18 protein-coding genes, 1 tRNA gene and 3 pseudogenes are annotated in these 17,238 nt (G+C 59.9%); 8 read left to right on the top strand and 14 right to left on the bottom strand.

The features are described 5' to 3' along the window. The first annotated feature begins 7 nt into the window (after positions 1-7). Positions 8-80: transfer RNA gene (locus tag CIT31_RS34405), tRNA-Ser, on the top strand. Positions 81-216: 136 nt separating this feature from the next. Here the strand turns inward: CIT31_RS34405 and CIT31_RS25010 are convergent. Continuing rightward, on the bottom strand, positions 217-402 hold the full coding sequence (locus CIT31_RS25010) for a hypothetical protein (RefSeq protein WP_095520817.1): 186 nt from the start codon (positions 400-402) through the stop codon (positions 217-219). Between the two features lie 903 nt (positions 403-1,305). Further along, a complete protein-coding gene (locus CIT31_RS25025; RefSeq protein WP_165778551.1) occupies positions 1,306-2,925 on the bottom strand; it encodes an MASE4 domain-containing protein in 1,620 nt (539 codons plus the stop codon). 385 nt (positions 2,926-3,310) lie between these two features. Here CIT31_RS25025 and CIT31_RS36140 point away from each other — a divergent pair. Next, a pseudogene (locus CIT31_RS36140) lies at positions 3,311-3,565 on the top strand (PAS domain-containing protein); the annotation flags it as partial. A gap of 91 nt (positions 3,566-3,656) precedes the next feature. Here the strand turns inward: CIT31_RS36140 and CIT31_RS25040 are convergent. Further along, positions 3,657-4,082, bottom strand: coding sequence for a response regulator transcription factor (locus tag CIT31_RS25040; protein WP_245316453.1), 426 nt, complete (start codon positions 4,080-4,082; stop codon positions 3,657-3,659). 44 nt (positions 4,083-4,126) lie between these two features. After that, complete coding sequence (locus CIT31_RS25045; protein ID WP_095520822.1) at positions 4,127-4,759, bottom strand: response regulator transcription factor; 633 nt, start codon at positions 4,757-4,759, stop codon at positions 4,127-4,129. A 735-nt stretch (positions 4,760-5,494) separates the two neighbouring features. On the opposite strand from CIT31_RS25045, the gene CIT31_RS25050 reads away from it, so the two are divergent. From CIT31_RS25050 to CIT31_RS25060, 3 genes are all read left to right on the top strand, one after another. After that, positions 5,495-6,112, top strand: coding sequence for a response regulator transcription factor (locus CIT31_RS25050; RefSeq protein WP_095520832.1), 618 nt, complete (start codon positions 5,495-5,497; stop codon positions 6,110-6,112). Between the two features lie 1,425 nt (positions 6,113-7,537). Continuing rightward, positions 7,538-8,149 (top strand): sulfite oxidase-like oxidoreductase, encoded by a 612-nt coding sequence (locus CIT31_RS25055; RefSeq protein ID WP_095520833.1) that lies wholly within the window; start codon positions 7,538-7,540, stop codon positions 8,147-8,149. Beyond that, positions 8,146-8,892, top strand: a complete 747-nt coding sequence (locus CIT31_RS25060; protein ID WP_095520823.1) for a ferredoxin reductase — start codon at positions 8,146-8,148, stop codon at positions 8,890-8,892. The genes CIT31_RS25055 and CIT31_RS25060 overlap by 4 nt, the downstream gene beginning before the upstream one ends. A gap of 51 nt (positions 8,893-8,943) precedes the next feature. On the opposite strand, the pseudogene CIT31_RS25065 reads toward CIT31_RS25060, so the two are convergent. The 9 genes and pseudogenes from CIT31_RS25065 to CIT31_RS34420 all read right to left on the bottom strand — a co-directional run. Beyond that, positions 8,944-9,147 (bottom strand): annotated as a pseudogene (locus CIT31_RS25065) (2Fe-2S iron-sulfur cluster binding domain-containing protein); the annotation flags it as partial. 321 nt (positions 9,148-9,468) lie between these two features. Continuing rightward, a complete protein-coding gene (gene msrB, locus CIT31_RS25070) occupies positions 9,469-9,954 on the bottom strand; it encodes a peptide-methionine (R)-S-oxide reductase MsrB (protein ID WP_095520825.1) in 486 nt (161 codons plus the stop codon). Positions 9,955-10,098: 144 nt separating this feature from the next. Then, a complete protein-coding gene (locus tag CIT31_RS25075) occupies positions 10,099-10,494 on the bottom strand; it encodes an Ohr family peroxiredoxin (protein WP_095520826.1) in 396 nt (131 codons plus the stop codon). Positions 10,495-10,774: 280 nt separating this feature from the next. Beyond that, positions 10,775-11,404, bottom strand: coding sequence for a DUF6130 family protein (locus CIT31_RS25080; RefSeq protein ID WP_342586953.1), 630 nt, complete (start codon positions 11,402-11,404; stop codon positions 10,775-10,777). Between the two features lie 526 nt (positions 11,405-11,930). Beyond that, positions 11,931-12,092, bottom strand: a complete 162-nt coding sequence (locus CIT31_RS35335; RefSeq protein WP_245316456.1) for a hypothetical protein — start codon at positions 12,090-12,092, stop codon at positions 11,931-11,933. Positions 12,093-12,295: 203 nt separating this feature from the next. Beyond that, positions 12,296-12,433 (bottom strand): annotated as a pseudogene (locus CIT31_RS35340) (ATP-dependent DNA ligase); the annotation flags it as partial. Positions 12,434-12,500: 67 nt separating this feature from the next. Continuing rightward, positions 12,501-13,142: a peroxiredoxin-like family protein gene (locus CIT31_RS25090; RefSeq protein ID WP_095520827.1), complete on the bottom strand. Its 642-nt coding sequence runs from the start codon at positions 13,140-13,142 to the stop codon at positions 12,501-12,503. Positions 13,143-13,988: 846 nt separating this feature from the next. Beyond that, on the bottom strand, positions 13,989-14,237 hold the full coding sequence (locus CIT31_RS35920) for a DNA ligase-like domain-containing protein (RefSeq protein ID WP_342586954.1): 249 nt from the start codon (positions 14,235-14,237) through the stop codon (positions 13,989-13,991). A gap of 338 nt (positions 14,238-14,575) precedes the next feature. Continuing rightward, positions 14,576-14,983, bottom strand: a complete 408-nt coding sequence (locus CIT31_RS34420; protein WP_165778552.1) for a hypothetical protein — start codon at positions 14,981-14,983, stop codon at positions 14,576-14,578. Here CIT31_RS34420 and CIT31_RS36145 point away from each other — a divergent pair. From CIT31_RS36145 to CIT31_RS25115, 3 genes are all read left to right on the top strand, one after another. Next, positions 14,937-15,119: a DUF6894 family protein gene (locus CIT31_RS36145; RefSeq protein ID WP_287114335.1), complete on the top strand. Its 183-nt coding sequence runs from the start codon at positions 14,937-14,939 to the stop codon at positions 15,117-15,119. The genes CIT31_RS34420 and CIT31_RS36145 overlap by 47 nt on opposite strands. Positions 15,120-15,234: 115 nt before the next feature. Next, positions 15,235-15,843 (top strand): cysteine hydrolase family protein, encoded by a 609-nt coding sequence (locus CIT31_RS25110; RefSeq protein ID WP_082982368.1) that lies wholly within the window; start codon positions 15,235-15,237, stop codon positions 15,841-15,843. Between the two features lie 24 nt (positions 15,844-15,867). Next, on the top strand, positions 15,868-16,506 hold the full coding sequence (locus CIT31_RS25115; RefSeq protein WP_095520830.1) for a DUF6766 family protein: 639 nt from the start codon (positions 15,868-15,870) through the stop codon (positions 16,504-16,506). A gap of 24 nt (positions 16,507-16,530) precedes the next feature. On the opposite strand, the gene CIT31_RS35345 is transcribed toward CIT31_RS25115, so the two are convergent. After that, on the bottom strand, positions 16,531-17,076 hold the full coding sequence (locus CIT31_RS35345) for a KTSC domain-containing protein (protein WP_245316455.1): 546 nt from the start codon (positions 17,074-17,076) through the stop codon (positions 16,531-16,533). Positions 17,077-17,238 lie beyond the last annotated feature (162 nt).

Below are 17,238 nucleotides of genomic sequence, written 5' to 3' on the forward strand. Positions count from 1 at the left end.
GCGCAACGCCTTATGCTGCAAGGCTTGTGAGCGGTTTTGTAAACCGAAGGTCGGCGGTTCGATTCCGTCCGGGGGCACCAGTTCGCGACGAAAGAACCAACGAAATCAGCCGTTTAGTGTTTTTATCGACAAGCTTATCCCCCGGCCTATCCACCTTTGAAATGAAGCGCCGCCACCGTGAGGCAGCGGGCGTAGGTCACTGTCCAGCGCGATTGGCTAACTCCGCCGCACCAACACAAAGCCTGTAAGATGATCGATCTGAATCCGCCATTCTCCGCCGTGGACCGCCGCCATGACAGTGGCGATTGACGCCGCGTGGCGCTCGATCTCGACGCCCTCGCCGATTGCCGAAACATCTGACGCGATTTCCCGCAGTCTGTCTAACTGGTTGCCGGCGGTCATTAACGCATCGCCCTTTTGGCGTCGGCCATCACCTTGGTATGGCAGGCGTCAGCCGATGCATTCAGGCGCTCGGCAAGGTCGCGGGCGATCATCGCCAGCGCGCTTATTTGGTCCACCCTTCTTCATATGCGTTCTGAATTCTGTTTTCGGAACTGCTTGCTGTGGCGGCGCGTTAATATTCTGTATCGGGAGATAGAAACATGTCTGTGCAAACGAAGACTATCGAACGAACAGAATCGACTACGCGATTGCCGCAAAGCATGGCCGAGCGGCTAATGGAAATCGCGATAAACTGCTGGCAAGAAAAAAGAAGTTGCTGGTGGTAAGGGATTGGCGATCTGCAAGGTTGATTGCAAATCCATCGGAAAGCGCGGCGGAACCGAAAGCCAGAACGCGCGGTTAGCGGGGCCGGCGCTGGACGCTGTTATGCCGACTGGACCCCTACTGCGAAACGCTCGACGGCAAATGTCGACGCGTCATCTCCCTCGCCGGCCTGGAGAAACTCAACGACGGCAGAAAGAAGTCGCTCGGCCAANTGGACGCTGTTATGCCGACTGGACCCCTACTGCGAAACGCTCGACGGCAAATGTCGACGCGTCATCTCCCTCGCCGGCCTGGAGAAACTCAACGACGGCAGAAAGAAGTCGCTCGGCCAAGATCCTATTCATAGCCAGCTCAATCGTGCCGCTGTCGGTCTCTAGTTCGGCAGTCCGATCAATGGCTCGGATTGAGGGCAGAACCAGGTCGAAGCATGCTCCGGGTTTCCGCCGTCCGCCGTTGAATCCGTGAGAGTGGGCCGACCGGTTAAGCTGTTTGAACCCCGACCCGAGCCGAACCAATCGTGCGCCTCGGACTACATTGGAGGGCGGAACCAAACGGTGTGTGGTCTCCACTTCCAAGGGCTCACACCCCGCCGCCGGAGGATGCGATATTGGCACCCAAAACGAATTGAAACTTTGAGCCCCGTGGTGCGTTGGGCAATACCCAGAGCATGCCGTCGTGCGCTTGGATGATTGAACGACAGATCGATAGGCCCATTCCCATCCCGCGAGATTTGGTGGTGAAGAGCGGATCGAATATCCTCTGCAGGTCCTGCGGGTCGATCCCCATGCCGGTGTCAGCCACCGAAATCACTACACCCCCATCGTCGTGAGGATTTGAACTAACGGCGAGATCGCGTGGACCATCCACAGTGGTCATTGCCTCAATCGCATTCGTGATCAGATTGAGGAGCACCTGCTGCACCTGAATTCGATCTCCCATCACCCGCAGCGGCCGCGCGCTTCGCTCAACCTTGACCAATATCCGGTGATTTTTCAGATCGTCCTGAAGCAAAGCGATGGCTTCATCAATGAGTTTGTCGACGTCGAACGAAGCTCTGACGCGGTCATCCTTCCGGAAGGTCGCCCGGATGCTCTCGATCACCGCGGCCGCGCGATGCCCGTCAGCTGCGATCTTCGTAAACTCCGTTCTCGCCTTATCTAGATCGGGAACCGCGCGATCGAGCCAGCGTAAACCGGTGTCGGATCTCGTTATCATAGCAGCAAGGGGCTGCTTGACCTCGTGTGCAATCGTGGCGGCAACGGCGTCGCCGGTCATCAGTCGGGCATCGCGCTCGCGGCTTTGCGCATCAATAGCGCGCTGCAACCTCATGCGCTCTTGATCCAGCATGGTGTTCGAACGAGCGAGGCCGTCATACAGTCGTGCCATCTCTGCAACCAATACCACCATTACGATGGTGGCTGTCACAAGCTGATAAAAATGGCCGGCATACCACGTAAGATTATAGCGAGCGCTCAAGACGGAGCCCAAGCTTACTTCAAGCAGGAGCGCGCACAAAGCGACGGCGAGCCACAGGTCGAGCAAGGACCGCTGGCGCAGCCATAGCAACGAAAGTGCAATGCCGCCCAGCGCCAGGACCACCATCCCGCCGATGATGCGACGAAACAGACCGACAGGATGAACGTCTACATAGGTTAGTGGCAGCAGATCGTTATGCTGCGTAACGAACCAGAACAACCCAATGACGAGGGCAAGAACGCCCGCGATGCTCAAGCTGATGGCATGTCGCGTGAAGCGAACGTCCGCCACACGATCCGTGTTTTTGAGCAGGGCATAGCCGATGATGGCAATGGGCAGCCCTGAATGCCAAAACCAGTAGAGCCAAACGGCGGATTGCATTCCCGAGCCCAGGACGCCGGTGGGCGTGAACGCACCCGGGAAAGTCAGCGCATGTGCAACCACGATCAGGGCACTGAACAGGTAGCCGCTCGCAATCACCAGAAGTGCCCACTGGCGCAAAATAGAGAACTGAGCAAACAGAAAAGCTGCGGTGACGCAGCCGCTGACAAACAGGGCGGCGGCAAGAGTTGGTACAATCGCGTTGATTTCCGGCAGCTTGATGGCCGCAAACGGCGATGTGCCGAGAAGGATGACGAGCAGGGCCAGCAGGAAAGCGCGCGCCGTGCGGCGCTGACCGGGAGTTGGGGGACGGACACAGACAATCGCCGTAGACAATGACATGGATGATCCCACTAGGGACGTTGCCGCCGCGCACATGGTCGCGCGCCCAGTCCAGGGGGCGCACGAGGGCAGAGTCTTTGTTGCCCAAACGCACTCGTTTGCCATTGCACACTGCGCCCCAATTGCAAGGAACACCATAGCTACTATTCATAACGGCAGCGGCTTGGCGGACTGTTCCGCCACCATGTATTCGGCGTACCAGTCGGGCCAGTTCTCGTCCCTCAGTGCGCCGGTCGCTTCTCGTGTTCGCCATGCGCGACCGCCGCACGCCACAACGCGGCTCTAAGCTCATGCGACGAGTTGACATGTCGGCGTCCACGCGGCCGGGCGACCGCGCGTGGTAGTCTCCTGTAATAGCTAGGCGACGAATGGCACGGTCCATCCCGATGATCATCGCCACATCGAGGCGCTAACGCGATCGCTCGAGACTGGTCAGCCAATCCACTTTGAGACGCGGCTTCGACGCTTGGACGGCGTGTATCACTGGTCCCAGTTTCGAGGCAATCCGGCTCGGGACCGCGAGGGAAGAATTGCCCGTTGGTACTGCCTTATGACTGTGGTTGACGACAGAAGGCGCGAAGAGGACGCGCTAGAGCCATCGCGGCCGTCTTTGGCGGAGGCTAATAGGGATAGCCAATAGGCGACTTATTGAGAATGGGAGGTATCGAAGGTTGACAAGCCAGCCCGTAGGGATCGGGACTTTTGCGAGCTTGCCGGCCGCTCAGGACTCCTCAGACTTTGAGAGCCTTTTCGATACAGTCGATCAACGCCTCCGTTTTGAACGGCTTTCGGAGCAGGCATGTTGCGCCGTTTGCTGCCGCCTGAGCGTCGATGCCTAGGTTTGAACGTGCGGTGACCATAACCACAGGCACACCGCGCCGCCGCCCTGTAAGCAGCCGGGCAAGATCAAGTCCGCTCATGCCAGGCATGTGAATGTCAGCAATGACGCAGCTATAGGACGCGCGCGCTTCCCAGGCGATGAAGTCCTCCGCGGATGCAAATCCGCATGCCCCATATCCGAGCGAACTAAGGCTATCTACGAGAGCCATGCGGAATGATTCGTCATCATCGACTACCGCGATTAGGAACTCTCTTGGCACAACGTCCTGTCCACGGATTTGAGCTAAAGCAAATAGCAGGATCGCCATTTCTGGCATGTGAGGTCGCTATAATCTACTTATACGGGAGTGTTACTCCGCGCCTACGGCCGGCGTCTGGGGTTGATCACGTCCGCGAGCCGGACCAGGTCCGCCAAGGTCCTCGCGCCCATCTTCCGCATGGCCGCGCCACGATGAATTTTAGCGGTGATCTCGCTGATTCCGAGGTCGCCGGCCACCTGCTTGTTCATCTTTCCCTCTGTGACCAATAGCATTACCTGCTTCTCCCGTGCCGACAGTGTTTCAAATCGCTCCCGCACTTTCGAAACATCACCGTCGACGGCGCGCTGCTGCCGTCCGCGCTCTATAGCAGCGAACACGGCATCGAGCATGTCCTGATCCTTGAATGGCTTTGGGAGAAAGTCCACTGCACCGCGCTTCATGGCGCGAACTGACATGGGAATGTCGCCATATCCGGTCATCATCACGACCGGCAGATGAACACCCGTCCGTGACAGCTGCGCCTGAAAATCGAGCCCGTTCATGTCAGGCAAGCGGATATCAATGATAAGACAGCCCGGAGAATCCGGAACGGGCGTGTCGAGGAAATCCTGTGCGGTTGCATAAGTCCGCGTTTCGAGCCCTATCGAAAGGAAAAGGCCTTGCAACGCTTCTCGCATCGACGGGTCATCGTCGACCACGTGAACAATGGATTTCTCGTCCGAGGGGAGCGGCATCGCTAAGCATGCCAGAACTCTGAGCGTGCATCAAACGAAAGTGTGACGGAGTCGATTCATTCTTTTAGGCGGAGCGCCGCTTCCCGGCCCCGGGCATCCGACCGCGGTGACGGCGCCAGCAACGATCTGCGCCACCCCCCAAGGTTCACCCGCGTAAAACCTCAAGAACACTCAAGGTTTGCATTGGTGCTCTCGCAGCGAGTTTGCGTCATGGCGCTACAGAAAGCGGTGATCTGTATTATCCAACTCATACTTTGATATGAGCATGCCCTTCCGAGCGTTGGATAGCCAATCCGGCACAGAAACTTAGGATACCAGCACTTGAAGAGGGCTATTGAGTTACTAGTGAACTGCAACTCGGCGTTGCGGCAGCCCTGCGGCCAGGGGCTGCAACTTCGTCAGCCTTTGATCCCCCCCTCCAGGTTGCCGAACGCCGAACTAAGGAGCCTCGCAGTGGATAACCTTTCCGAACCTACGCGGCGAAACGTCCTCGCGAATAGGCCAGCCGCCAGCGCTCTCGGCCTTGCTCCGCAGGCAGCCAAACGCACAGCCGACGTCCGGTCAGGCGCAACTCAGGGAAACAACGCGACTCCACCCTTGCGCATCAACCTTTCAGAAGAGACCCTTGCAGATTTGCGTCGGCGCCTGGCGGCGACCCGCTGGCCCCGGCGGGAGCCTGTCAACAACTTTTCGCAAGGCATGCAGTTGGCGAAAACTGCTGACGCTAGGCCATCTATGTCGCAAGACAAACCGGTCGTGTTCGTGGTCGACGACGACCGATCCGTCCGCGAATCGCTGGAATCGCTCATCCACTCTGCGGGCTGGTGCCCGAAAGTTTTCGAGTGCGCTCTGGCATTCTTCTCTCTCCCGCGACCTAGTGTTCCGAACTGCTTGATCCTGGACGTCAATCTTCCGGATATCAGCGGGCTTGATTTGCAAAGTCTAGTCTCTGTCGAACGGATGGATACGCCAATAGTCTTCGTCACGGCATTTGGCGATGTGGCTATGACTGTTAAGGCGATGAAAGCAGGCGCTGTTGAGTTCCTTATGAAACCATTCCACACCGAAGTGCTGTTGGCCGCCGTCGAGGAGGCGCTGGAGCGCAGCAGAACCGCGCTCGAGTTCGATTTGGAGGTGCGTGCTCTGCAAGATCGCCACGAATCGCTGAGTTGCCGCGAGCAGCAGGTCATGGCGCTGGTCGTCTCCGGGTTGCTGAACAAGCAGGTCGGATTTGAGCTGGGCATCAGCGAGATCACAGTGAAGGCCCACAGGGGCAGAGTAATGCACAAGATGGAAGCGAAATCTCTTCCCGACCTAGTGAACATGGCCGCGAGGCTCGGCCCCGCGCACTGACCAGCCGAAGATCGTCGGCCAGGCGGCCGCTAGGAAAGAAGCTGGCGATTGGGCTGATTTGAGCGAGCCGGCGATTGTCGCCAGCGGCAACGATCGGCGACCGCTCGGTCAGAAGTCAGGATTTCCTTGCTGCGAATTAGCCTTCTACGGGAGCGCTGCACAGACCCAGAACGGCGATGTGACATTGTGCGCGCGTCGCCACCCTGACATTAGCAGTGAGCTAGGAGGGCGTATTGCCTGCCCAGGGCGGTTTAAATGACGTGATCGCGTCTTTCGGCCCGTTTCGGTTTAGCGGCGCGAGAGATCCAGCGTGCGCGGTAGCATCAACTCTTGGACTGATCGGTCAGGCGGCGCCGTTGCTGGCTTGGTCGCCTTGCTAGTCGACAAGCCGATCCTTCTCGCTTTCGACGGCTGCGAAAGCCCAAAACACCGTTGATGCCAAAGTATTGTCAACACCATCGTACAATAGATTGAACTCCAAAATTGATATTATCTGTCTGTTGCACCCGACTAAGCAGATTGTGGACAGGAGTTCGCATCATGATACTGTGGTCTCTCATCACACAGCCGGCGTCAGCCTTTCGCGAATTCGTAGCACCTCGCTACCGGCCCGAGCTCCACTACATGCGCGGCCCCGGTCCAGCCTACGCGCGCCGCGCGGTCATGGTAGGGTCGAGAAACTGTGTAGTCGACTGTCACCTCTGGCCGCTCTGCCGTTGTCATATCAGCTGCGTCATTGACGACCGCACCAAGCCCGCACCCAGCGGCGTGTTCGCAGGCATGACGCTGCTGGCTGTGGTCGCCGCCGCACTAGTCACCGCTGCACTGGTTGGCGTATGGGTGTTCCTCATGACATCCGATGCGATGGCGCATGACGCGTTGCCAACCGCTGCGCAGCCGCGGAGGTGGTCCTATCCCTTCTCCTGTTGCTCCGGCTACGATTGCCGAGAAGTCGCTGATAATGCGATCGGAGAGCGGCCTGAAGGCTACGTCATCAAGGGGACGGGCGAACTGATCACTTACGCAGACAGCCGCATCAAGGACAGTGCCGATGGCGTATTTCATTGGTGTTCGATGGCCGGCGCGAATGACGGGCACACCATCTGCCTTTTTTGTACCGCCGCGTGGATTCTGATTTCGCAACGGATCCCCCCGATCCAATTGCGTGCTATAATGGATCCGAAGGACCTGTCGCGTGCCGCCGCCGATGTCGCGCCGGGCCCCAGGGAAACGCTGAATGTCTGGCGCAACGGCAAGGCCATGCAGATTTCCGCCGCTGTCGGACGCAACAGCGATGATGCGAAGACCGCTTCGGCAGAAGGCAATGGCGGCAAGTCCCCTCGCCCAAGATTGCTGTTGCCCGCCGGGATATCTTCGAGAACACTGGCCGCGGTCGATTTCGACCCGCAGCAACGGATCGTGTCGATGGTAACCCGCGGCTTCTTTTCAGGACGAAAACCTCCGACGGATGCGGATGGACGCATTCCGCCCGGACAGTATCTCGAGCAAAGCTTCCCCGTGCTGGCAGCCGGGCCGACGCCGCGCGTGCGCACCGAGGACTGGTCGTTCACGCTCAAGCACGGACCGCGGCCGCTCAAGAAATGGACCTGGGCCGAGTTCAACGCGCTGCCGCTGAGCAGGATGACGCGTGACATCCATTGCGTGACGGCATGGACCAAGTTCGACACGTCATGGCAAGGCGTGCTGGTCGACGATATCCTTGTCGATGCCGGCATCGCGCCGCCGACCGCCTTCACGCTGGCACATTCGTTCGACGGCTATGCCACCAATGTGCCGGCGAAGGATCTCACCGGCGGCAAGGCGATGGTGGCGCTGCTCTATGAAGGCAAACCAATCACGCCGGACCATGGCGGACCGGCGCGGCTGCTGGTGCCGCATCTCTATTTCTGGAAGTCGGCCAAATGGCTGAACGGGCTGCAGTTCACCGAGCACGACGAGCCGGGCTTCTGGGAATTGCGCGGCTATCACATCTATGGCGACCCGTGGCGCGAGCAGCGCTACACGGACGATCCATGAGCGAGGCAGCGGCGACGCAATCGCCCTGGCAGATGGCGAAGATCATTCGCATCGAAAAGCGTACGCCGCGCGTCACCAGTTTCTTCTTCAAGCTGTCGCGACCCTTTGCCCATCAAGCCGGGCAACATGTCGATGTCAGGCTGACGGCGCCGGACGGCTATCAGGCGCGCCGCTCCTATTCGATCGCCTCCGCACCCGAGAGCGGCGGGACGGTCGAGTTGGCGATCGAACGGCTCGAAGACGGCGAGGTCTCGCCCTTCTTCCACGAGGTGGCAGCGGTCGGCGACGAAATCGAGCTGCGCGGTCCGCTCGGCGGCCACTTCGTCTGGTCCGACAGCGATGGCGGGCCGATCATCCTGGTCGGAGGCGGTTCCGGCGTGGTGCCGCTGATGGCGATGGTGCGCCACCGCACGGCGCGCAAATCCTCCGTGCCGGTCGCGTTGGTGTTTTCGGCGCGGATCTGGGAGGAGGTGATCTTTCGCGACGAGCTGATCAAGCTCGACGACCGACGCGACGGCTTTGACCTGGTGCTGACGCTGACGCGCGAGCCGGCTCAGCGCCCCGATGACTATTCGCGGCGGATCGACGCCCAGATGATGATGCAATCCATGTCGCGGCTGCCCGAGCCGCCGAAGCTTGCCATCGTCTGCGGCTGGAACGCCTTCGTCTCGGCTGCCGCCCAGGCGCTGATCGACGCCGACGTCCCGGCCGGCCTCATCCGCACCGAGCGCTACGGGGTGTGAGCGGCTTGTCTAGCAGGCTTCGATCGCGAGCGCCGACAGCGGCTTCGAGCAGCAGGCGAGGATAAAGCCGTCATCGATCTCGTGATCGGGATGCCGCCATTGTCGGTCATCTCCACGTGCCGGAGACCTTTTCACCTTGCAGGTTCCGCACAGGCCAAATTCGAAGGCCGCGGGAATCCTGACCCACGAAGCGCGCGCCGTCTGCAGCACGGTCTGCCCGGCAACGCATCCGGCGTCGACATCCGAAAAGCGCACCTACAAGCAACGCACAACCCTGCAGTTTGCAAGCCGCCACGCGATTCGCCTGCTTGGGATGACGGCCGGGGGACGAAAGAATCCGGGGATGTGCATTTGTAGGAACCCGCCAATCACGCCCCTCGACCTGGCGTCCCACAAGCCACGTCCCGCCCTGCCGCCATTTCTCGTCGACGAGAGGGTGTGGCATAGGTTCTTCTGGAAGGTTGAGTGGTCCGGCACATCACCCACGGCCGATCGGGCTGCCAGAACGAGCACGTTGCGCCATACTCATCGTTGACCTATCACCGCGCCTATGGTTACAGACGGCTGGAACGTGAGTCAGCTCCTCCACGGTTCACCTTCGGGAGCTCCTCGGCGGAGCTTGTCGGGAAGCCGCTCCCCTTTCGGCGTGAACTTAAGCGATCCTGAATTGATGCAGAAGCGCTCACCGGTCGGCGGGGGGCCGTCAGGGAAGACGTGGCCTTGGTGCGCGCCGCAACGCGCGCAAACGATTTCCGTTCTGACCATGCCGTAGCTGGTGTCGTGGATGTCACGCAGATGTTCTTCAGCGAAGGGCGCGGTAAAGCTCGGCCAGCCGGTGCCGCTTTCAAATTTGGCGCCGCCTTTGAACAACGGCAGTCCGCACAAGCGGCAGGTATATACCCCCTCTCGCTTCTCGGTGAGAAAGACCCCGCAGAACGCCGCTTCCTCGCCATGTTCGAGCAGCAATTGCCGCTCTTCCTCGCTGAGGTCTGCAACCAGCTCCCGCAGCCGGTCCTGGGTGGGAGGTGTCAGGTCGAACAGCATTTCGGATATGTCGGGCATATTCTATCTCCTTGCCACTCCAACGGGTCGCCATTGGGCAGATTGCTTGCATGGAGTCGGGCGGCGCTAGCCTGGCGCCGCCCGCTTATTTCGGTTCAACTAGCGCATCCACCGGAGCGCCTCGGCGGGTAGAGATTTGACCGTTCAGACGAGGTTGGTCACAACGTTGATGTTGCCGTGCGTCGCCTTGGAGTAGGGGCAAATGCCGTGTGCTGCCCCGAGCAGCTCGCGCGCAACCCCAGGGTCGATGCCTGGCACGCTGACGTTGAGTCGCGCCCGCAGGAAGTAGGACCCGGCGTCTGAGTTAAGATCGATCTCGGCATCGACCGCGGTACCCGCCGGAAGCTTGATGTTTTTCTGAGAGGCGGCGACGTCGAGCGCTCCCATGTAGCAGGCCGACCAGGCAGCGCCGAATAGGTTTTCGGCAGCCGGGTGCGGCTGCTTCAGCTTGATGTCCAGCTGGCCGTCGCTGCTGCGTGCTCCGCCATCGCGACCGCTAGTATTGTGAGTCTTGCCAGTGAAGATAAGTTTCTCAGTCATAACGAAATCCTTTCTGTTACCATTCAGCATGCCGATGAATCGGGTCCCGCTGCACCCCGGCTAATGGTGCTGCGTTGCTCGCGAGGGCTGACCAGCAAATTCAGCCGGGTTGAGACCTCGCGGCACTCGGACGGCACCCAAGTTCATCATGGCGATGTTCCTTACACGGCTTGCCGTCATTGACTCGAACATGGGCCCTCGTCGGCGCGGTTGGGCAACATGGGTGTCTCGGCCGAGCGGACCGGGGCGTTTCCGGGGCGTTAGCGGACAGCCGGTCTCCCTAATTTTTAGGAGGCACAGTGAACGGTACCGTCACAGATTGTCCGGCGAAGACGTTGTGGTTAGCGTCGACCAACTCGATCTTCACCTTGTGATCGCCGGGCGGAAACCCTGCAATGTCGACAGTATTGTTGTTACCCGCATCCGCCCACAAGAATTCGTGGTCGTTGACGCTTATGTGCAGATGCCCGATGCGTGGTGATGCCTTGAGGGCGCCCTCCCCAAACACCGGCACGATGTGCACGTTCTCCGTCCGGTACTGGGCCTGAAAGAGGCCCTGGGCCAGCGGGCCCGGAAGTGGTGGATCCACAACCAGTTTGGGTGCGGGTTCGTTCTCGATTGTTTCGAACGGTGAAGCGCCGCGGACGTCCCTCGCGCTCTGGGCGAAGGCGCTCGTAGCGAGCACGGCTCCTGTCGCGACTGCGGCAAGCGTCGTGATGAGTAGGGTCATGGCATCGTGCCGAAACCGGCGCAATTCGGCCAGTTCCGACTCGGGAACGTTGACGCGGAAGGGGCGGATTGAGTCGCCGCCCGCCACCTGCAGTGTCCCCGGAAGCGTGCTGATGACCCCGGCGGCAGCCGTGGTGGCATGTAGTTCGCGCCGCGTGGGCGATAGTGATGCTGCTAACATGACGTCCTCCTATCTCTATCCGATCATTCGGATGTGAGACAAGGATCGACCGTCGGCAACATTAACTCTATTGCACTATGGTATCGAACTCTATTGCACTATGGTATCGGCAATACCTTTGGATTGGTTCGCTCGCAAATCAACTTACAGAATCTCAAGAGAAATTGCTGGATTTACAATCCATAACTACATGATTTACATCGCCGAAACCAAAGGAGCGACTGCGGTGTTGCCCTACCGCGTTCGCGCCCGTCCCGAGCGCCCCTCGCGGCTCCAATCACATCGGAATGAGATCGAAGTGATAGCCAGACCGTCACGTTGGCATACTGGCGACGCGGCCGAGCTGGTGAGAAGCGCTGGCTCGAAGGCGCTCGCCAACTGGGGAAAACGCCGCAGGAGAAGTCTCCGATAGCAGCCATTCGGGCGGCGGGATACTGCGCAATCTGGCACGCGCTTGTCAAATAGTCGGCGCTTGGCCGGGCCGGTGAACTTTGCGTTGTCGCGCCTCTGAGACACAAACGGCGTTCTAGCCCTCGTCCCAGAAATCCTGCAGCGAAGCGTGCCGAAGTTCGTCCTCGCCCCTTAGATGCTTCACCCGGGCCTTGATGCCCGGCTTGACCCACTGCGTTGCCGGCCGCTTTGGCATGTCCTTGGGCGGTGGCCCGGCATGTTCCTGGACCCTTTCCAAAGCCGTTCCCGCATCTCTCGATTGACGCTGACAAACGCGCTGCCGACATATTTCCGGGTCCCTGGCTCGGCCATCAGAGCGAAGGCCGGCTTGCCCCTCTCGCGTTCAACTCCGAGAAGTTCGAACTCGCTTTCGGTGAAGGATTTTGTCTTCAGCCAATTGGTAGTCGGGCCGCTGCGATATTTGCTGTCTCGACGCTTCGATACCATCCCTTCCAGACCGGCCGCGTCGATCAGATGATAGATCGCGTTGGCTTCGCCCGGCATCGTCTCGCTGAACTGGATGCGACTGTCGGACCCTATGAGGCCGGCCAGGATTTCCCGCCGGTCCTCCAGCGGCATGTCGCGCAGATCGTGGCCGTTCGAGATGCAGTCGAGCGAGTTTTCAGCAGCCCATTTCCGCAGCCTATTAATGTGAAACTTGGGAAGCTGCCGACATCAATTCCTCGGGATTCAGCGCTCTGAAGGTGTTGAGGCCATCCTCCAGAACTTCAGTGAAATTCCAGCGTACGATGCCCGCCCGGTCGATTAGGAACTGACCGACAAGCTGCGCCTGGCTGGAAGCCATCGCCTGCTGATCGACTTCCTCAATCTCATATCCTTCCTTCTTGTTAAGAAATTCATTCATTGCCATGACGTCCATAGGCTCGGGCAACTCGCCCGGGAGATGGAACGGTATCGCCATGACCGTGTCCATCCCGACCTCGCGCAAGCCGAAAGCACGGTGCGAGGCTCGCTCCGGGTCGGATGCGGCGAGAAGATCGGGTGCCGGGTGGTAACGGAAATAGAGCCGCGCCCGCTCGACCGGCGTATTGACCACAGCCAGGCATTCGACGCCTTTATCACGCAGGGCCGGCTCGAGTTGCGCCATCGCCGCGACATGGCGCCGGCAGAACGGACAGTGCAGGCCTCGGAACAAACCGATCAACAACGGGCTACGGCCTCGAAAATCATCGAGCGCGATCTTGCCTTCGCGTGAGATCGCATTGAGCACAACATTCGGTGCCCGGTCGCCCGGCTGCAGCGGGCGGTCAACACTACTCGTGGACATGGACAACCTCCTCGCCCCGGGGTCAGTCAGGGAAAGCAGCACACCCAGCGTTTCGGAGGCGATCAAGTGCTGGGGCGAAAGCTTCCTGTGCCAAGGCAATAGCTTTCGACCTCTGCCATATTGCCGAGGTCGAGATTACGCGCGTTGCAAGCCCATCATAACACGAAAAAGCATCTGCTGGTGCCGCCAAATGTGGTGAATTACCTTACGCGAGCGCACTCCCGAATGCTCTTGCGCTGAAGGTCAGGTTCCCGACCTCGATTTGGAGGTTCAAGTCTGCAACGCCCAGGGTCGTCAACGGGTGGGTTCTTGCCGGCCACCGGTACCAAGTGTGAGACTTTCACCACTAGGGCAGCTTCTGGACTCTCGCCCGGAATGGCGGCATTCTCTATTTCGGGGAGAGCGGGCGTGGGCAAAGGCCATCGTTATCAAGGCGCCAATCAGGCTGACCGCTGGCGAAGGCGCGCCGGCAGAAGAACGCCGTCACGGCGACTGCCGCGTCACTCTGGCAGCGCACTTCAAATGAGCCTCACCCGACAGTTCAGCATACTGTAGACAATGTGGCAGGCGGACCCGGCCCGCCACAACCGTGTTGGAAACGATCAGCCTGTGCGTCTTCGAGCGAAGCGTCAACTCCATGCGGTAGGCCAGGGCTGGGCGAGCGGCGAGGTTGATCCGCTCATTGCCTGGGGCGGCCGCAGCAGAGCTTGATCGATCGCCCGCTGCGATATTTGCTGCCACCGCGCTTGAGACCATCCCCTCCAGACTGGCCTCGTCAAGCAGATGAAAGATAGCCTTGGTGTCGCCCGGAAGAGCCTCACTGAATTGGATGCGACTCCCCGGGGATCAAACCAGGGAACAGTTCGCGCCGATGCTCCAGGGGCAAGTCGCGCAGTTCATTGCCATTGAAGTGCAGGAGATCGAAGGGCGACGAAATAGAGCATGCTGGCGCCGCCTGATCGCCTTTCGCAAGGCAGCGAAATCGGCGAGACCAGCCTCATTCGGAACGATGATCCCCCCGTCGATAATGGCGCTTTCGACAACGAGCCGTTTGGCTGTGTAGACCAGGTCGGGATACTTCGCCGTCCAGTCCACTCCGTTGCGCGTAAAGATTCGAACTCCGGCCTCATCGTGTTTATCTGCCAACGGTAGCCGTCGAACTTGACCTCATGGCTCCAGGCGTCGCCTTCCGGAGGCTTGTCGACCAGGGTCGGCATGAGCGGTTCGATAAACTGCAACCGGCCATCCCCGGAACTCTTACGCATACTGGAACCCGTTCCCCTTTGCCGCAGCGTGGGTCGGACCTTGGAACGAAAGGCGCATTCGCGAATTCTTCCGCTAGATAATTGGAATCGTCGCCCATGAGGCTCGCGACCCTCCACCTTGAAACTGCGAGATACGGCGACGTATATCGCGCCGCAAGGCTCGCGCTGTTAAGGCAACAAATCGTGAGGCACATCAAGCGCACGGACCGCTCGGCGCAGAAAGTCGAGCAAGCGCTGGCCAGGTTGGCTGAAGCCAACGCGCCCGTAGAGCGGCTCGCGCGGCATCAGTAGGGCGTGGCGCTGCAGGATAGATGCCAGGTGAAAGTAATCATGCAGATTCCTCGGACTGAAGTTAACCAGGCGATCACGCCCACCGGAGAGGCAATCCTGCGCGTGATCTTCTGCGGTGAAGGCGGTGACTGCGTCACTGTCGACATGGCTAATGTAGAAGCTGGAAAATGCGGCCGTCGATCGGGCAAGGGGATATTGGTCCAGCCCGCTACCTTCGAGCTTGCGGCCGACGACTATGATGCCGTGTTTAGAAGCTGCGCGCGAGGAAGCAGTTCGATGCGCCATCGATCTTCTGGTCGACCTTCAGCCCGGCACGGACTATCTTTCAGGTTGGCTCGTGCGCGTGCGAGACGAGAACGGCGAAGTGCTCAATGCCATCGACGTGCAGGAGGCGGAAGCGGCCCGTCAGACAAGACAATGAACCGGCAGCGGCTGGAGGCGGATTGCCAGAGATCCGAGGCTATGGCGGAACTTCCCGGGTCATGCCCACGCCGCTGTAGAGGCTATGCATCAACCAGTTGCGACCGAGGCTGATCATGGCCGCCCTAGGCCTGGTACACGGTCCGCTTGGTGAGAACTCCCTACATCTTTGCGTTGACATGCAGCGCTTGTTCGCACCGGGCGGGCCATGGGCCGTGCCGTGGGCGCAGAGGGTGCTGCCGGCCATCGAGGAGCTGGTGGACAGACATCCGGAGCGAACACTGTTCACCCGCTTCATTCCCGCCGCCCGACCCGGCGAAGGACCGGGCATGTGGGCGCGGTATTATCGGCGTTGGGCCGAGGTCACCCTTGCCAACATCGATGCTGGCCTCGTCGAGTTGATGCCATCTTTGGCGCGGTTCGTGCCGCCGGCGAAAGTTCTCGATAAGCATGTCTACTCTCCGTGGACCGAAGGTCGGCTCAACGCGATGCTCACGGGGTCGGGAATCGACACGCTGGTCATCACCGGTGGCGAGACCGATGTCTGCATCCTGGCCACGGTCCTCGGCGCCATTGACCATGGCTTTCGAACTGTTCTCGTCACGGACGCCATCTGCAGCTCAGCCGATCAGACCCACGATGCGCTGATGGAACTTTATCGCTCGCGCTTCAGCGAGCAGGTCGAGGCGGTGAGGATCGAAGAGGTTCTGGAGAACTGGCGCTAGTCGAAGACTCGAGAAGACACGATCATGAGAACCATTTTTCGGGACAACGGGCTTACGATCGTCTTGGTGGCGATGTTCCTGTTCAGCATCGTCGGCATGATCTGGTCGGGCCGTTCTGCCTACAATCAAGACCTTCGTGAGCATGGCTCGGCAGCGATCGGCTTCTTGGCTTATTTGAAAAGCGGCAACTTCCTCTCGGCGCTCTTCGAAAACTGGGAAAGCGAATTCCTGCAGATGTCGGCCTATGTCATGCTAACAGCGATGCTGTTTCAGCGCGGCTCGGCCGAGTCGCGTGATCCCGATGATCCCGACCGGCCCAAGGACGAACTTCCGACCGCTACTGGCAGGCGCAATCCGATCCTGTCGTGGCTCTATTCCTACTCGCTTGGCATAGCGCTGGCCCTGCTGTTCATCATCTCCTTTGGCTTGCACTGGTGGGCGAGCCTGACTGCTGCGAACGAGGAAGCGCTGCTGCACGGCGGCAAGGTTCAATCGATAGGAAGCTATCTTCTCGACGCCCAGCTATGGTTCGAGTCGTTTCAGAACTGGCAGTCGGAGTTCCTGTCGACCGCGGTCCTGGTCGTGCTGTCGATTTTCCTGCGCCACAAGGGCTCCCCGGAATCGAAGCCTGCTGGCGCGTCAAACTCCGAAACCGGCGCATAAGTCTCCGCGTGCACCCAACGATCGCTATGCGTCGGCAATCAGGCGGTACCAAAAACGGTTGCGAATGTGGTTGTTAAAGAAGCGGCCTTTTACGAAGGCGTTTCGGAAGGCCGCATAGGTCTCTGGCGGAACAGCCTCGTAGTCGTAACGTTTGCGCTCGTCACGAACCACACCGAGCACCTTGGTCTGCGGATCGTACTCCGCTTGCGGATTGAGGTTGATGGCATGATGTCGGCGCTCTATACGAGCGCCATCGGCATGTAGCGGATGATCACCGTGTCCTGCCGGAACCGCCGTTCGAGCTCGGCGCGCCGTCTGCGCCAGTCCGGTAAGTCGATCTCCTCCACCATCACTTCGCCACTGACCTTCCGCGGGCGCCTGCAGGTAGGCCGTAACGCCTTCGAAACAGCTGGCCAGGTCTTCCTTCACACGGTCGAAATCCTCCCGCCCAAACGGCCGGCCGGTGTTGTCCGCGCTGGGAAGCAGGATGTGGACGAGGTGATTGGCGACTGCTCGCTGAAAAGCGGTCAACGATTGCAAAGACACCGCGTTCCTTTGCTTGGCCGGCAATTGACCGGGGCATTCGTCCCCGAGACTGAGCGGGCGGGCGATTTGCGGCCGTCCACCTAGCGCATCAAACCCGCCGCCCGAAGGGCATCCTCGATGATCTTCTTCACGCCGGGTTGGCCCGATTCCGGGTGACGCGGGAACTGATGGATGGCAGTCGACTGT

This window comes from Mesorhizobium wenxiniae, from assembly GCF_002284535.1.
GTDB lineage: Bacteria > Pseudomonadota > Alphaproteobacteria > Rhizobiales > Rhizobiaceae > Mesorhizobium > Mesorhizobium wenxiniae.

Excerpts from the sequence above, each read along its gene's own strand:
- CIT31_RS25010 (WP_095520817.1), bottom strand. The coding sequence starts at position 402 with ATGACCGCCGGCAACCAGTTAGACAGACTGCGGGAAATCGCGTCAGAT.
- CIT31_RS25025 (WP_165778551.1), bottom strand. The coding sequence starts at position 2,925 with ATGTCATTGTCTACGGCGATTGTCTGTGTCCGTCCCCCAACTCCCGGT.
- CIT31_RS25040 (WP_245316453.1), bottom strand. The coding sequence starts at position 4,082 with ATGCCAGAAATGGCGATCCTGCTATTTGCTTTAGCTCAAATCCGTGGA.
- CIT31_RS25045 (WP_095520822.1), bottom strand. The coding sequence starts at position 4,759 with ATGCCGCTCCCCTCGGACGAGAAATCCATTGTTCACGTGGTCGACGAT.
- CIT31_RS25050 (WP_095520832.1), top strand. The coding sequence starts at position 5,495 with ATGTCGCAAGACAAACCGGTCGTGTTCGTGGTCGACGACGACCGATCC.
- CIT31_RS25055 (WP_095520833.1), top strand. The coding sequence starts at position 7,538 with ATGGTAACCCGCGGCTTCTTTTCAGGACGAAAACCTCCGACGGATGCG.
- CIT31_RS25060 (WP_095520823.1), top strand. The coding sequence starts at position 8,146 with ATGAGCGAGGCAGCGGCGACGCAATCGCCCTGGCAGATGGCGAAGATC.
- msrB (WP_095520825.1), bottom strand. The coding sequence starts at position 9,954 with ATGCCCGACATATCCGAAATGCTGTTCGACCTGACACCTCCCACCCAG.
- CIT31_RS25075 (WP_095520826.1), bottom strand. The coding sequence starts at position 10,494 with ATGACTGAGAAACTTATCTTCACTGGCAAGACTCACAATACTAGCGGT.
- CIT31_RS25080 (WP_342586953.1), bottom strand. The coding sequence starts at position 11,404 with ATGTTAGCAGCATCACTATCGCCCACGCGGCGCGAACTACATGCCACC.
- CIT31_RS25090 (WP_095520827.1), bottom strand. The coding sequence starts at position 13,142 with ATGTCCACGAGTAGTGTTGACCGCCCGCTGCAGCCGGGCGACCGGGCA.
- CIT31_RS36145 (WP_287114335.1), top strand. The coding sequence starts at position 14,937 with ATGCCGTGTTTAGAAGCTGCGCGCGAGGAAGCAGTTCGATGCGCCATC.
- CIT31_RS34420 (WP_165778552.1), bottom strand. The coding sequence starts at position 14,983 with ATGGCGCATCGAACTGCTTCCTCGCGCGCAGCTTCTAAACACGGCATC.
- CIT31_RS25110 (WP_082982368.1), top strand. The coding sequence starts at position 15,235 with ATGGCCGCCCTAGGCCTGGTACACGGTCCGCTTGGTGAGAACTCCCTA.
- CIT31_RS25115 (WP_095520830.1), top strand. The coding sequence starts at position 15,868 with ATGAGAACCATTTTTCGGGACAACGGGCTTACGATCGTCTTGGTGGCG.